General features: G+C 58.6%; 14 protein-coding genes. 1 reads left to right on the top strand and 13 read right to left on the bottom strand.

Annotated features, from left to right (window positions below):
- Nucleotides 1–16: 16 nt before the first annotated feature.
- Nucleotides 17–484 (bottom strand): hypothetical protein, encoded by a 468-nt coding sequence (locus BLR20_RS14580; protein WP_010430754.1) that lies wholly within the window; start codon nucleotides 482–484, stop codon nucleotides 17–19.
- A gap of 442 nt (nucleotides 485–926) precedes the next feature.
- On the opposite strand from BLR20_RS14580, the gene BLR20_RS14575 reads away from it, so the two are divergent.
- A complete protein-coding gene (locus BLR20_RS14575; RefSeq protein ID WP_032611563.1) occupies nucleotides 927–1166 on the top strand; it encodes a DUF2789 domain-containing protein in 240 nt (79 codons plus the stop codon).
- A 19-nt stretch (nucleotides 1167–1185) separates the two neighbouring features.
- Here BLR20_RS14575 and BLR20_RS14570 read toward each other — a convergent pair whose 3' ends face one another.
- The 12 genes from BLR20_RS14570 to BLR20_RS14515 all read right to left on the bottom strand — a co-directional run bounded on the left by BLR20_RS14570 (nucleotide 1186) and on the right by BLR20_RS14515 (nucleotide 15464).
- Nucleotides 1186–2670, bottom strand: a complete 1485-nt coding sequence (locus BLR20_RS14570) for a T6SS phospholipase effector Tle1-like catalytic domain-containing protein (RefSeq protein WP_054992620.1) — start codon at nucleotides 2668–2670, stop codon at nucleotides 1186–1188.
- A 267-nt stretch (nucleotides 2671–2937) separates the two neighbouring features.
- Nucleotides 2938–4542: a methyl-accepting chemotaxis protein gene (locus tag BLR20_RS14565; protein ID WP_054992619.1), complete on the bottom strand. Its 1605-nt coding sequence runs from the start codon at nucleotides 4540–4542 to the stop codon at nucleotides 2938–2940.
- Between the two features lie 192 nt (nucleotides 4543–4734).
- On the bottom strand, nucleotides 4735–5139 hold the full coding sequence (locus BLR20_RS14560) for a TraR/DksA family transcriptional regulator (RefSeq protein ID WP_002554078.1): 405 nt from the start codon (nucleotides 5137–5139) through the stop codon (nucleotides 4735–4737).
- Between the two features lie 302 nt (nucleotides 5140–5441).
- Nucleotides 5442–6467, bottom strand: a complete 1026-nt coding sequence (locus BLR20_RS14555; RefSeq protein WP_003370536.1) for an ABC transporter permease — start codon at nucleotides 6465–6467, stop codon at nucleotides 5442–5444.
- 47 nt (nucleotides 6468–6514) lie between these two features.
- A complete protein-coding gene (locus BLR20_RS14550; protein WP_054992618.1) occupies nucleotides 6515–8092 on the bottom strand; it encodes a sugar ABC transporter ATP-binding protein in 1578 nt (525 codons plus the stop codon).
- Nucleotides 8093–8161: 69 nt separating this feature from the next.
- Entirely contained in the window at nucleotides 8162–9097 is a 936-nt protein-coding gene (locus BLR20_RS14545; RefSeq protein WP_010430766.1) for a sugar ABC transporter substrate-binding protein, read from the bottom strand.
- Between the two features lie 44 nt (nucleotides 9098–9141).
- Complete coding sequence (locus BLR20_RS27800; RefSeq protein ID WP_156357939.1) at nucleotides 9142–9312, bottom strand: hypothetical protein; 171 nt, start codon at nucleotides 9310–9312, stop codon at nucleotides 9142–9144.
- A gap of 247 nt (nucleotides 9313–9559) precedes the next feature.
- Nucleotides 9560–10579 (bottom strand): Gfo/Idh/MocA family protein, encoded by a 1020-nt coding sequence (locus tag BLR20_RS14535; RefSeq protein WP_054992616.1) that lies wholly within the window; start codon nucleotides 10577–10579, stop codon nucleotides 9560–9562.
- A gap of 66 nt (nucleotides 10580–10645) precedes the next feature.
- Nucleotides 10646–11506, bottom strand: a complete 861-nt coding sequence (locus BLR20_RS14530) for a sugar phosphate isomerase/epimerase family protein (protein ID WP_054992615.1) — start codon at nucleotides 11504–11506, stop codon at nucleotides 10646–10648.
- A 52-nt stretch (nucleotides 11507–11558) separates the two neighbouring features.
- Nucleotides 11559–12569, bottom strand: a complete 1011-nt coding sequence (iolG, locus tag BLR20_RS14525) for a bifunctional inositol 2-dehydrogenase/D-chiro-inositol 1-dehydrogenase (RefSeq protein ID WP_010430774.1) — start codon at nucleotides 12567–12569, stop codon at nucleotides 11559–11561.
- A gap of 68 nt (nucleotides 12570–12637) precedes the next feature.
- Complete coding sequence (iolD, locus tag BLR20_RS14520; RefSeq protein ID WP_054992614.1) at nucleotides 12638–14575, bottom strand: 3D-(3,5/4)-trihydroxycyclohexane-1,2-dione acylhydrolase (decyclizing); 1938 nt, start codon at nucleotides 14573–14575, stop codon at nucleotides 12638–12640.
- A 58-nt stretch (nucleotides 14576–14633) separates the two neighbouring features.
- Nucleotides 14634–15464 (bottom strand): TIM barrel protein, encoded by an 831-nt coding sequence (locus BLR20_RS14515; protein WP_054992613.1) that lies wholly within the window; start codon nucleotides 15462–15464, stop codon nucleotides 14634–14636.
- Between the last annotated feature and the right edge of the window lie 34 nt (nucleotides 15465–15498).

Genomic DNA, 15498 nt, shown 5'->3' with positions numbered 1-15498 from the left:
CGATGCCTGGCCAGTGTTACTCGCTGGCCTTGAACGTCAGCTCGCCCTTGCGCCATTTGGCGGCCTTGCCGACTGCGCCTTTCAGAAGTTTGCTCATGCCGATCTGCAGTTGCTCTTGCGCAGCGAAGACCATGAAGACGGTCTGACCTTCCTTGAACACGATACCGTGACCTTCGGGGATATCGACGAAGGCATATTCGCCCAGCCCGTAGACGGTGGTCTTGATTTCACGGAATTTCAATTCAAGCTTGCCGCCCTCGCGGCTGGGCAGAACAGAAGCGCGGAAATGATCGCCCACCTTGAGTTCAAGACGCGGCTTGTCGTCGACTACCAGTGCGGTTTCGGTATCGATTTCAGCGATATAGATGCCTTCGGCTGATTGCTCGGTGATGTAGACAAAACGGGATTGGAACTGCTTGACCAATTGTGCGCGGAGATCGCCGAGCACGAACAAGGCATGGGTATCCAGATTACTTACAGCCAAAGTACAAACCCTCAAACATGAAATGAGGCTGCCTGATGTCAGGGCAGTCGAGAAAGTGATTCATCCATAGACCGCTTCATGTGGCCGGAAATTTTTCGGCATGCTGCACGCAGAGGCGCAGACAGCGCCGCCACAAACCTTGTGCAGACGGGTGGCGGATTCTACCGGCTCATGGCCGCTACGGGATATATACCTTTTGTACACAGCAGTGTCGCGCAAGCGCTGGTGCTCTGAAAATTGCGCTCAACCCGGGCACGGCGCAAAGACTGGACGGGTTCCAGCCTGCGGTGGGTGCATCCTGCGAAAGCGGAAACATATCATTTATATCCGCTGCAGAAAAAGCCATCTTTTCTACACGGCCAAATGCATCGAACTCTTGCTTGTGCCCACCACTCCCATAAGAACTGATGAATACGGGGATATCCCCCGGTGAGGAGATGACATGGAACAGACCACAACTACCATCAACGACCTGTTCGCCCAATTGGCGCTGGATTTCGATGATGAGAGCATCGAAAAGTTTATCGCCAGCCATCCTCTGCCCGATGACGTCAAACTGATTGATGCAGAGTTCTGGACGCCGCGTCAGGCTGACTTTCTCAAGGAACAGCTGCACGAAGACGCCGAATGGGCGATGGTGGTCGACGAACTGAACGTGCGTCTTCACAAAAAGCCCGAGTGAACTACTCGGGCGTTGATGACTATTGCGGATAACCGGGCTGGCCGATATTGGGATGCAATATCCGGCCGCCTGGTTGTGGTGCGTGGACGAAAACGGCGTCGCCAAAAGTCCCCGCTCTGCCGACCACTGCATTCCAGTGCGCAGACTGATGGATATAGCGCCAGCGCAGTAATGCCTCTTCATGACTGTCCAGCAGGTAAGGCCCGCCTCGCGCATAGTCGATCAACCGGCTAGAGATGTTCTCGAGCTCGGGAGGCAGCTGGAATTCGGGGGTCAGTGGCACCGGATTGAAAGGCACGCCCTCGTCACACGCCAGTGTGTGCATCACCAGCAACGATACCCTCGACAGGTGGCCAAATACCTGGCGGCCCATGCCCACTGCGGCAACAACTGTACTCATGCCATTCAAGCTTTTTCTGCACGGATAACACTTGCTCTCGCAAGCCTGAACCCTCAGCCAGGCCTGACTATCGAGCGGGTCGATCCAGCGATCGCGGTTCATTCGGGTCAAGTCAGCCTGTGCCTCCTTCCAGCTCGGCGCCTCCTCGCACGGGCTGCCACGGCTGACCACACTGCTGCGGGGGCGCGTGAGCAGTACGCTTTCTTCCATCTGCGGAGGGTAACCCCCACCGATATCGGAATGCGCACCCGGCAGAATGATTTCCCTGGGCCACACTGGCAGAACACTGTTCAGCGCAAAATTGCGCCTTATCTCATCGCGTGCCACCAGGTGTAAAACCTGTTGCGCGCACCCGGGTGGCAGATACAGATTGACCCTTCTGTTGCTCGCATCCCGGGTATTGCCCATGTCCTTGAAGCTGCCTATGGCGGCAACGGTGTCGAACAGGCCGATAACCTTGAGCCGTACGCTGTCATTAACCCAGCTGAAACGTTCGCTCAACCTGACCTTGCGGCTTCCGAGTATGGGCTCGAGCATGCCGGAGCGCTGCTTGAGAATTTCATTGATCAGATGCCTGGCAGACGCTGCACCTCGACTGAAGCCGAACACGTCCAGTTCCAGCGCATCCAGCACACAATCGGGGTTGTCGCGGGGGAACGCCTTCAATACCGATTCCAGCTTTCTGAATGCATTTTCCACCTTGGAAATCACGCCGGTGGCACCACGACCGAAACTTTGCCCAGGGCATATAGAATCACGCCCTCCGGAAGTAGTGCCGGCCCCGCTGACATAGATCGGGTAATACACCCTCAGCCCTTCACCGTCATTTTCGGCCACAGCTTGCAGACGATACATATCGACCAGCCTGGCTATATTACTCGGCTCATTACTGTAACTACTGCCCGGTTGAACATGACGCCCTGCACACTCTTTAATGTGCTTACCCTCATTGATCTCGATCAATGCCTGGCAGTCGGCACCGATCTGACTGTTAACGCGATTATTTCCCGTGCCGTCGAAGAAAATCCCTACGCGCGCCGTGACGCGTCGCGTTGCAACCTCTGACACTGCTGCTGACTGCTGGAAACTCCATTTCTCGCTCATAACTTTTCCATCCTTAGAGGCAAGCCATAAAAAGGCCGCACTTAAATCAAAACGTAAATAACGTTGATTTAAACAGCTTGCTTAAAGACAGTGAGCAGTCAAGGCGGGAAATGCGTTTTCAGACAGCTCCTACAACCTGTATCGCAATAACTTTATTGTTTGCTAACAAATAACCTACACGCGCACAGATAATCCTCTCTGCTCGATCTTACTTCCATTTAACCATCCCACTAACAGGCCCGTCTGTGACTGGCCTGTTTACACGTATCAACGGCCTTGCGGTTTGTAGCCGAGGCGCAGCCCACCCCAGTGCCGCCCGTTGACCATGATCGGCACAGACAGATCGTGCATCAGTTCGCCGGTGTCTCGCGTGTAGGTTTGCAGCAGGACCGGCTGTTGGTGGCTGCCACAACGAATGCCGGTACGGTCATCGAACTTGCGCTTGCTCCGATTGCGCGCATTATCCACCGTCGCATCGCCCGTCAAAGGCTGGCTGAAGGCGTTGTTGTGCGTCGGCACATAACCCTGCTGGGTACAGGCGATGGCAAATACCAGACCTTCATGACGTGACAGCAGCGGTTCCTGCAGTGCTGGCAACACCTGATCGGTGTAACGGTCGAACCGCGTCGTAAAGCGGGTCGGTGAAGTATTGGCGACGGGTTTGTAATTGCGATCGAACAGGTCCTCCAGGCTGACCCGCCCCTGCTCGATATCGGCCTCGAACTTTTTGGTGATCATTCGCGCACCCTCGCGAGCCAGGTCATAAATGCGCTGGTGGTATTCATCCAGACCGACCTGCGCCAGGCGCTGGCTGATGGTCTCGGCCTGCCCCTCCATCTGCACTGAGGCTTTGGCCAGGTGCAGGGTCTGCTCATCGCTGACGGCAAGATCACTGCGCATATGCTCGACGGCATCGAACAAGCTCGCCAACTGATTCTGATTGCTACTCGCGCCCTGAGCGATTTCGCCGACCTGGCTTTCCAGCTCAACCGCAAGCCGGGCGATATTGCCCAGGTGCTCGCCGGTCAGCTCGACCTGCTCGACCCCCACATCCAGATCGGACGACAGCTCGCGAATCTGCTCCACGACCTGCGCGGTGCGCTGCTGGATATCCGCGACCATCTGCCCGACCTCCCCGGTAGCGCTGGCAGTACGGCCAGCGAGCCCGCGGACTTCGTCGGCTACCACTGCGAAACCGCGTCCGTGCTCACCAGCCCGTGCAGCTTCGATGGCGGCATTGAGCGCCAGCAGGTTGGTCTGGCTGGCAATCGACTGAATGACCAGCGTCACACGCTGGATTTCCTCACTGCGCTGGCTCAGCGCCTCGATCAGCTCACGGCTGCCGACAGCACGTTTGCTCAAGCGGTGCATGCGTTCGATGGACTCATTCAGCACGCTGCTGCCCGACTCGCTACGCTGCCGCGCTTCGCTGGCGGCAACCAATGCCTGCTGACTCAACTGGGCGGTCTGCTGCTCGGTGGCGATCATCTGCTCGGCACTGCTGACGATCTGTTCGGCAGCACCCAGTTGCGATTGCACCTTGCCAGCCAGCTGGCCAACGGAAAACGCCACCTGGGCCGCAGACAGGGCGTTGTGGCTGGTGGTGCGCGACAGGTCACGGGTCAACAAGGCGATATCACTGTTGCCCACCGCACTCCGTGGCAGCGGTTGCCTGCTGCGCACCAGGCGTGGCAACCAGACCGCCAGCAACGCCAGAGGAACGACGACATACAACGACAGGCCAGCAACACTCATAGCGGCGAACAGCAGGCACAGAACAACGCTTTGCACCGCCGGCACCCACCACTTCGATGCAGCGTCGGGCGTATCGGCCAGCGGTAATCCGGCTGCCATGGATAGGTTCTCGGCCATGCTGCGTCACCCCTTCTGTAATTGTCGTTATGGTGCTATTAAACGCCAGATAACGGCCTTGTGCCATGCGCTGTTGGTCGTAGCGGCCCAACGAAGGCGATCAAGGCGTTTTCGACAAATTCCGGGCACAACAAAACCGGGAGGCAATGGCTTGCCTCCCGGTCTGGTCACTCAGTCGCGGCTGCCTGCGTATCAGGCCTGGCGCTGGTGTTTGTCGATCTGCTCGTGGCGCTCTTGCGCTTCGATGCAATACTTGGTGGTCGGGCTGATCAGCAGGCGCTTGAGGCCAATTGGCTCGCCGCTGTCGTCGCACCAGCCGAAGGTGTCATCGGCAATACGCGAAAGGGCCATTTCCAACTGGGGCAGCATGCGCTGGTCGCGATCGATCACGTTGACCAGCCAGTGACGCTCTTCTTCGACCGAAGCGGCGTCGGCAGGGTCGGCAGGCGTGTCCAGGCTCTCGATCGCAATGCGGCTCTGCTCGATACGCTCATGGATCTCGACCTTCATGCCCTGCAACAGCTCGACGAAGAAAGCGTGCTGCTCGGCGTTCATGTAGTCATCGGCCGGCATGGCCAGCAACTTTTCCTTTGTCATTTATTTCTCTATAAAAAAACGTGCATTGAGGAGCGGCCTGACGTTGCCGTGCAAACCAATAATCTCCAAGCGCCACCTGGCACTCAATTTACGAGGGGCGGCAGTCTAAGGCCGGCTAGCGGGCTCGGCAACACAATTGAAGGGTTTTTGTACAGCAAATGCCGTAAAACCCTTGAAATGCGGGCGAAACATCTGACCAGCATGTTGCTTGATGAGGCTCTGACCCACTGACAGCGAATCGGTTCCTGCAACTTCCAACGCACAAAAGGGCCTTAAAAGGCCCTTTGATGCAGGTGATTAAATCAGCGCTTGGTTTTGCGCTTGTTGCGATATTGATCGATTACCACGGCCACGACAATGATCAGGCCTTTGATAATGTCCTGAACATAGGCGTCCACCCCGACAAAAGTAAAGCCGCTGGCCATCACGCCGAGGATAAGCGCACCGATCACCGTACCGGTGATCCGTCCCACCCCACCGGAAAGACTGGTGCCACCAATGACCGCGGCGGCGATGGCATCCAGTTCATAGGACATGCCCATCCCGGCCTGCCCGGTTGCCGCTCGCGCCGAGGCAACCACCCCCGCCAGCCCGGCCAGCAGCCCGGCGATGCTGTAGACAATGACCAGGTGGCGCTTGACGTTGATCCCCGAAGTACGTGCCGCCTGCATGTTGCCGCCAATGGCGTAGGTGTACTTGCCGTACTTGGTATAACGCAGGGCAATGTGAAAGATGACCGCCACCACCAGAAAGATGATCACCGGCATCGCGCCCTGGCCGATGGCCGTGTACGAGTCGGAGAGCATGCTCACCGGCTGACCTTCGGTGTAGAAGCGTGCCAGACCGCGCGCAGAGACCATCATGCCCAGCGTGGCAATGAACGGCGGAATGCCGGTTATGGCAATGATGCTGCCGTTGATGGCGCCCGCCAGCAGCCCGACCCCGAGACCGACGACGACCGGAATCCACACCGGCAGGTCGGTCAGCGAAGGGAACACCGCCCGGGAGAAGTCGGAGGTTTGCGCCAGGCTCGCGGCAATCATCGCTGAAAGCGCAAGCACCGAGCCGGACGAGAGATCGATGCCGGTGGTGATGATCACCTGGGTCACGCCGATAGCCAGCAAGCCGATGATCGACACCTGCAGGATCATCAGTACCAGACGCTGGGAATTGAGCAGGAAGCTCTGATCGCGGACGATCCAGCCGAACAGTTCAAAGATCAGCCCGATGCCGATCAGCACCAGAAAAATACTCAGTTCGGTAGGCAGCCGCCGTTTGCTTCTGGTCGGCGTCATGGCCGGTTTATTTTGCAAAATCGCGTCGCTCATGTTCGTTATCCTCTTGTTCTTCTTCTACCGAGCCCTGCAGTACGAACTCAATGAACCTTGTGGCCGGAGGCCAGATGCATGACTTTTTCCTGGGTCGCTTCACCGCGATCAAGGATGCCCATCATTTCACCCTCGTGCATGACCATGACCCGATCACTCATGCCGAGAATCTCCGGCAACTCCGAGGAAATCATGATGACGGCCATGCCCTCACTGGCCAGCAGGGAGATCAGGCGGTAGATTTCCACCTTGGCACCCACGTCGATACCGCGTGTGGGCTCATCCAGAATCAGCACCCGGGGGTTGGTCATCAGCCAGCGCGCCAGCAGCGCCTTCTGCTGGTTACCTCCGGATAATGTGTCGATGCACTGCTCCAGCGACGGCGTCTTGACCCGAAGCTTTTTGCACATGTCTTCGCACAGTGCGCGCAAGGCCTTCTGTTGCACGAAACCGTTACCGGCGTAGTTGGCCAGCACCGCCATCTCCATGTTTTCCATCACTGACAGGCATGGAAACAGGCCGGTCAGTTTGCGGTCCTCCGTGAGCAGCGCAAAACCCAGTTCGATGGCCTGATGAGGATCGCCGATGTGCACCGTCTTGCCATCGAAGCGCACCTCGCCGCTGTCGCTGGGGGTTATGCCGAACAGCGTCTCGGCCACATTGGTGCGCCCAGAACCCATCAGCCCGGCAATGCCAAGCACCTCCCCGGCACGCAGGTCGAAGCTCACATCCTTGAAAATGCCGTTCAGGCTCAGTTGGTTGACGGACAGCAGCACGTCGCCTGCCGGCTTTTCCCGCTCGGGAAACAGCTGGGTCAGTTCACGGCCCACCATCATGGTGATCAGGCTGTCGCCGTCCATGCTTTCGGCGCGCTGCAGGCCGATGTAGGCGCCGTCGCGGAACACCGCCACTTCGTCGGCGATTTCGAAGACTTCGTTCATCTTGTGGGTGATGTAAATGATGCCTTTGCCCTGGGCACGCAGGTCGCTGATGATCGAAAACAGGTGAGCGACTTCGGTTTCGGTGATCGCCGAGGTCGGCTCGTCCATGATCAGCACGTCCGAGTCGTATGACACAGCCTTGGCGATTTCCACCATTTGCCGCTCGGCAATGCTCAGCGTACCGACCAGTTCCTCGGGATCGAGCTTGATGCGCAGACGCTCCAGCAGCTCGGCAGTGCAGCGGTGCATCTCGCGATGATCGACCATGTGCAGGCCGTTGAGCTGCTCGCGGCCGATCCAGATGTTCTCGGCAATGCTCATGAACGGCATCAGGTTCAGTTCCTGATGGATCATGGCGATGCCTGCCTGCAACGCGGAAAGAGGCGTATCGAAGCGGACCGGTTTGCCACGCAGGCGGATCTCCCCCGAATCCGGCTGATAGATGCCCGCAATGATTTTCATCAGGGTGGATTTTCCGGCTCCATTCTCGCCCATCAGCGCCAGCACGCTGCCAGGGCGAACGCGCAGTTGCACATCGTTGAGCGCAATGACGCCAGGGAAGCCCTTGCTGACATGGCTGATTTCCAGCAGATACGGGGCCTGGGCGTCAGGCGCCCCGCCACCCCCGTCGCCGGACGGCAGATCGCGTTGCGCGGGCGGATTGGCAGTAGCAGAACCGAACATGATCACAACTCCTCAAGCGGCAGACTGCGGGAGGACATTGGCGTGCCCTCCCGGGTCTGGCGATCGTTGTTATTTGAAGGTGGCGACGTTTTCAGGGGTGATCAGACGATAAGGAATGATGATCGCCTGGGGCTCGACCTTTTCCTTCCTGGCCAGTTTCACCGCGGCATCGATCGCCCCGTCGGCCTGTCCTTTCGCGTCCTGATAGACCGATACGGCCAGATCACCTTTGGTCACGGCGTTGAGCCCGTCAGGCGTACCGTCGACACCGGCGACAAAAACGCTGCCCTTGCCGACGCCGGCCTGCTTCAGCGCCATCGCCGCGCCAATGGCCATTTCATCGTTGTTGGCCAGCACAGCGTTGAATTTGCGCCCTTGGGTGAGCCAGTCGTTGGTCAGGTCCATGCCCTTCTGGCGCAGCCAGGTACCGGTCTGTTCCTGGTCTATCTTGATGTCCGGGTACTTGGCCAATACCTCCTTGATGCCCTTGGTGCGGTTTTGCGTGGAGTTGTTGGCCAGATCACCCAGCAGAATCATGACGCTGCCCTTGTGGTCCATCTTGTCAGCGATGTATTGCGCCTGAAGTCGACCGGCCTCCATGTCATCCGACGTCACGGTGGCAACGCCTGCAGGCAGTTTCGGATCGTCCGGGCGACGGTTGACGTAAACCAGCGGGATACCGGCAGCGACCGCTTCCTTGGTGATCCGCGCAGTCGCAGCGGTGTCGACCGGATTGACGATCAGGGCGTCGACTTTCTTGTTGATCAGGTCCTTGACCTGATCGAGCTGCTTGTTGACGTCCGCGCGGGCATCGACGAACTGCAGGTCCACTTTCTCGGTCGTGGACATGACTTTGGCCTTGGCATTCATGTCGTCACGCAGGTAGGTCAGCCAGGTGTCGTCGAACTGCGACATGGCCACACCGATCTTGAGATCGGCCAAAGCTGCACCGCTGCCCAGCATCAGCGCCATCGCCAATGAGGTCAAAGCAATCTTGGTCTTCATGAGGATCTGTCTCCAAATTATTGTTGTTGTACGGATGCAGCGAATCAGCGTGACAGGCGGATCCCGGTGGCACCGGGGATGCAGAACAGTTGCGCATCCTTATGGCGCACACACAGGCCCCGGGCGACGACGGTGAGAAATCGCTCCATGGTCCGGATCCAGAATGACGAGGTGGCAGAACGCTTGGCGGTGACGCCAGAGGTAGGGGTTTTCATCGACAGTACCTATCTTTTGTTTTTGTCGGGCTTGCTTCTCGTGATCTGAAAAACCTTCAAAGCGCGAGTGATTCGATAGTCGGTAACCTGAAAACGACTCTATTGGAAAATATTTTCCAATTCAACTGGTTTTAGAATTTTATTCCATTTCATTTTATTCGGTTGCAGAAACGACAGAGCCCGACGCATGGCAAGCGTCAGGCTCTCTTCGATGACGGACTGACAGGTGTGCTGCAGCGCACGATGACTACAGCACTACAACCCTTCCTTCTTTAGCGCTCAGGCGCGCGGCATCCATGACCTGCGCCGAGGCTATCGCATCCTGTGGGTTGACCGGATTACAGCCCTGCTCGTCAACGGCGCTTTGCAACTGGCGGTAGAACTCGAGCCAGCAACCGCGCTCCGACGGCACACGCTCGCGATGCTCGCCCTGCTCGAACCAGCCCCAGCGACGATGCTCCTCGACACCCCAGCGCTCACCCTCGGATTTTGGTGTCAGCCCGGCAAAGGCGGCCTCTTCCTGGCCGTCCAGCCCGTCGACGCTGTAACAACCCTTCGTTCCACTGACCCTGAAGCGCGGCTTGGCACTGTTTTGCAGGCAACTGCCGGACAGGTGCGAGGTCACGCCACCGGCATGGCTCAGGGACACGAAGAACGTGTGGTCCAGTTCGTCCTGAGGCGTAGCGAATTGCAGTTCGGCGTACACCCGTTCGACCGGACCGAACAGCACCAGCGCCTGATCCACCAGATGACTGCCCAGGTCACGCAGCACGCCGCCGCCGCTGGCCTTGCCGACAGAACGTGGCGAATAACGCTCGATGCTGGACTCGAATCGGCTGACCGCGCCCAGCGCGCCACTGTCGAGTAACTTGCGCACAGTGAGGAAGTCCGAATCCCAGCGGCGGTTCTGATAAACGCTGAGCAGCACGCCACGGCGCTCGGCTGCGCCCACCAGCTCGCGTGCCTGCGCTGCATCACTGGCGAAGGGCTTGTCGCTGACCACCCCGACACCCAGTTCTATCGCTTCGAGGATCAGTGCTCGCCGCGAGGCCAGCGGTGTGGAAATCACCACCACATCAACCCCGGCAGCGACTAGGTCGGCCAGCGTGTCGAAGGTCGCCACGCCGGGATGGTCTTTGGCAACTTCCTGTTTGCGCTCTGCAGAGCGTGTGACCACGCCCACAAACGTAGCACCCGGCAAACTTGAAATCAGCGTCGCATGAAAGTAACGCCCGCCTTTGCCATAGCCAACCAGCCCTGCTCGCATGCATGTCTCCTGTAGTCCATGAACCTCATGGCCGCAGCCGTCGGTTGTGTGGTTGATGCCGCCGTTTCAACGGAGCAGCTCGCTTTTGACCCGCTCCAGCATGAATCGGCTCGATTCATCTGCGCGTTCCTCCCAGGCAAATACCGCCACTGTGGCAATACCGTCGAACTTGATGTCCCGCAACGTCGAGAAGAACGCCTCCCAGTTCACCTCGCCCTGGCCGATGTCCAGGTGCTGATGCACAGTCGCCGTCACGCCGGGCGGGTTGACGATGTAGCGAAGGTTGGAAGAAGCACGGTGATTATAGGTGTCGGCAATGATCAGATGCGTGAGCTTGTCGCCGGCATAGCGCAGCATCGAAGCGATATCGCCAACGCCATCGTCGTAGAAGAAAGTGTGTGGTGCCGCGTACAGGTAGTTGATCCAGTCCCGATCGAGCCCGCGAATGATATCCACCGACTCGTTGTTGCGTTCGCAGAAATCGTAGGGGTGCGCCTGAATATCGAGCTTTATACCTTCGCGCTCGAAATGCGGCATCAATTCATCCATGGATTTCATGAACTGGTTTTCACAGACCAGCGCATGGTCGGATTGCCCGCTGAACTCGGTATTTATCAGGTCGCAGTCCATTTCAACGGCGACCTGAATGGCACGTTTCCAGTTGCGAACCGCTGCAATACGCAGGTCTTCATCTGGCGCAGCCCAGTGGTACAACGGCAGCAGCGAGGAGAGTTTCACCCCGGCATCGCTCAGGGCCTTGCGAAACTCCCTGATCCGCGCCCGATCTACCCGAGGGTATTTGTAAAACGGCATGAAATCTTCACGCGGCGACAGCTCGATGTACTCATAACCCAGCTGCGCGGTTTTATCGACCATCGCCCCCAGGGACAGATGGCGATACATGTAAGGGTCTAGTGCAATACGCATGATGCCTCCCTTTTATTCCTTTCAAGAGATGTCCTGGTTAACCGCAAGATGGTCAGCTATAGAACACCGGACGCATGGCGAGGGTGATCGGCACGACTGCACCCGTGTTCTGCGCCAACACGCAGGCATCGGCGGCCACGGCGGCGGCATAGCCGTCCCAGGCCGAAGGGCCGTAGAGGGTCCCCGCTTTGACGCCGTCGATGAAGTCCTGCAACTCGACGTCGTAAGCAGCAATAAAGCGGTCTTTCCAGTCCATCAGAATCGCGTTGGACAGCTTCGCTTCACTGCGCAACTGGACCTGAGAGGGCTCCGGCAGTCTGGCAATGCCAGTCTCGCCGACGACTTCACACTGGATGTCGTAGCCATATTGGCAATTGACGAATACTTCGACGTCGATGCGTGTGCCTCTGGCCGTTTCCAGCATCACGATCTGCGGGTCCTTCATGTGCGCCAGGGCCTTGCTGGTCTTGCGCGGGAATACCACCTGCACCGACACATAGTCATCGTCAAGCAGCCAGCGCAGCACGTTGAGTTCGTGAATGAGAGTATCGGTGATGGCCATGTCGGTCTTGTAATTCTCGCCTACACGCGGGTTGCGGTGCGCGCAGTGGAGCATCAGCGGCTCGCCAATCTGGCCGCTGTCGATCACTGCCTTGAGCGCGCGATAGCCCTGGTCATAAGGACGCATGAACCCTACCTGTACCAGACGCCTGCCACTGGCGATCTCGGCTTCGACAATGTGCCGGCAGCCTTCGGCAGTGACTGCCAGCGGCTTTTCGCAGAATACCGGCTTGCCCGCAGCGATGGCCGCCAGCACATATTCTTCGTGACTGGGCCCCCAGGAGCAGACCAGTACCGCCTCGACATCCGGAGCGGCGATCAATGCGTGCCCGTCGGCATACACTTCGGCGCCGAGGTCCAGATCGCGAACCACTTTCGCTGCCTGTTCGAGATTGATGTCGGTGACGGCCACCACCTGACTGCCGACCAGCGTCTTGCTGCAACGCCGGATATGATCCTGACCGATTGCGCCTGTACCGATCACGCCGAGTTTCAATGCCATTTTCATGTTCCTTTTTTGTTATTGGATGTACCCGTGAACGGGTCACGAGCGCTGAACGATAAAAGTGATCAGTACTGACGAGCCTTGACCAGCTCGCGGTTGAGCTTTTCATACACCTGGGCGGTAGTGCCGGTGGTCGACACTTCGGCAACCCCGACACGCCACCAAGACAGGTATTTGTGGATCATCGTCTTGGGCAGGACCTTGATGTCGATCAGCGTCGACACCGTCTGACGTTGCGCATCGGCGAGCGCCTGGCGAAGTTGTTCGGCGGTACTCACCTTGTAGGTCTTGCAGCCATAGGCGGCAGCACTCATGGCGAAATCCACTGGCACAAAGTCACCGTCGAGCTTGCCGGTTTCCGGATTGCGGAAACGGAACTCGGTGCCGAAGCTGTTCATGCCGTGCTCCATCTGCAGATTGTTGATGCAGCCAAAAGTCATGTTGTCCAGCAACACCACGTTGATCTTGCGCCGTTCCTGGATCGAGGTGGCCAGTTCCGAATGGAGCATCATGTAAGAGCCATCGCCGACCAGCGCAAAGACCTCGCGATGCGGCGCTGCGAGTTTCACGCCCAGTGCCGCGTTGACTTCATAGCCCATGCACGAATAACCGTACTCGACGTGATAGGTGTCCACACCAGTGCTGCGCCAGGCACGCTGCAGGTCACCCGGCAAACTGCCCGCTGCTGCAACGATCACCGCATCGGCAGGCAGGCTCTGGTTGAGGATGCCCAATACACCACTCTGAGTCAGACACGAACCGGTCAGCTCGATGAAATCGCGCAGCACGGCCGGGTCCAGGTGATCGTTGATTTCCGGGACAAAATCCTCACGCTGATACTCGACCGCGTACAGGCGATCCACCTCGGCGTCCAGCTCGGCACGTGCCGACTGCGGCGCATCGCCCCAGGCCGCACGATAACCGCTGGCTTGCAGGCTTTCGGTCAGCGCCTGCAATGCCGTCTGCGCATCGGCCAGGACCTGCACGCCGTCCAGTTTCTGCACATCGAAGGCACCGACATTGAGGTTGAGAAACTGTACATCCGAATTCTGGAACAGCCATTTCGACGCGGTGGTGAAATCGCTGTAACGGGTGCCGACGCCGATGATCAGGTCGGCCTCTTTGGCCAGCCGATTGGCCGCCAGCGTGCCGGTTTCGCCGATGCCGCCCATGTTCAGCCGGTGCGCCGAAACGATCGCACTCTTGCCGGCCTGGGTTTCGGCGAACGGGATATCGAAGCGCTCGGCAAAAGCTTGCAAGTCATCGGCCGCACCGGAGTAACGCACCCCGCCGCCGCAGATCAACAATGGCTTGCGCTTGTCGGCCAATAGCCTCAATGCGTCGTCAAGCATGGCCTTGCTTGGCGGACGCCGGTCAATACGGTGCACACGTTTTTGCAGGAAGCTGTCCGGGTAGTCGTAGGCTTCGGCCTGCACATCCTGAGGCAGCGCAAGGGTAACGGCGCCCGTGTCGGCCGGGTCGGTCAGTACGCGCATGGCATTGAGCGCAGCGCTCATCAACTGCTCGGGGCGGTTGATACGGTCCCAGTATTTGCTCACCGCCTTGAACGCGTCGTTGGTGCTGATACTCAGGTCGTGAAACTGCTCGATCTGCTGCAGCACCGGATCGGGCTGGCGGCTGGCGTAGACATCGCCCGGCAACAGCAGCAACGGGATGCGGTTGGCTGAGGCCGTTGCCGCAGCGGTGACCATGTTCGCTGCGCCAGGGCCGACCGATGAACTGCACGCGTATATCTTGCGACGCAGGTGCTGCTTGGCAAAACCGATGGCGGCGTGGCACATGCCCTGCTCGTTACGGCCCTGATGGACCACCAGGTCGCCGCTGTCCTGCTCCAGTGCCTGCCCAAGCCCCAGCACGTTGCCATGCCCGAAAATGGTGAAAATGCCGGCGACGAATTTGCTCTGTACGCCGTCGACTTCGACGTACTGGTTATCGAGAAACTTCACCAGGGCCTGGGCCATGGTCAGTCGGGTTGTACTCATGTTCGCACCTTGTTCTTGTTTGAGGTGGCCAGGGTTTAAGCCGGCCTGACGGCTGAAGTCAGTGACGCTGCGAAACGGCTCGTGACAAATGCGTCATGCTTGCCGCTATTGCTTGAGGAATGTCATCCAGCACGTGAACGCTTTCAGCAAACGGTTCGAACGACAGATGCCCCTCATAGCCGCTGTCCAGCAAGCGCTCGATCTGCGACGCATTACCCAGAATGTCGCCTTCGCCGACCAGCACGCGATGACCATCGCGAATGCTGTTGAGCGGTGTCTGCGCATCCTCGACACCGGAGATATGTACCAACCCGGTCAGCTCCGGGAACAGCTCGACCTCGCCGGCCAGATGGTGGTGAAAGGTATCGTGAACCAGTCGGTAAACATCCAGACCGCCGACAGCCTTGATCGCATCCACCGCTTGACGCTTGAGCCGCAGCGAGCACTCCTCAAAGCCGAGCGGTTCGACGAAGCCGAGAATTCCGTGCTCGCGAAGAATCGGGGCCAAGGCCGTCAATACGGTGCGTAACCCCGCAGCACGCTGCGCGCCGTTGCGCGGATCGGCACGGTCATTGAGCGGGCACAGCACCAGACCGCGGGCACCGCAGTCGCGGGCGTACTGCGCCAGCTTGGTCGCTTGGGCAGCGCGCTCCTGGTTCCAGACATCGAACGGGTACAGGGCGTTGATGGACAACACCTCTACCCCCTTGGCAGCACAAAGATCACGGACGACCTCGGGGGCAGTGCCGTCTTCGATCTCGATGCCCTTGAGGTCGTTGCGAATCTCGATGGCATCGGCACCCAACTCAACCGCCAGGTCGACGAAACTTTCCAGAGACAGGCGTGGCGCGACCATTCGATTAAGGGCGAAACGCAGAGGGTGGTTCATTGTTTTTGTTCTCCGCAACATTCCATTGATGAAG

The organism is Pseudomonas congelans, from assembly GCF_900103225.1.
GTDB lineage: Bacteria > Pseudomonadota > Gammaproteobacteria > Pseudomonadales > Pseudomonadaceae > Aquipseudomonas > Aquipseudomonas congelans.
Note: the sequence above shows the minus strand (reverse complement) of the source record. Positions and strands in the feature narration are given on the sequence as shown.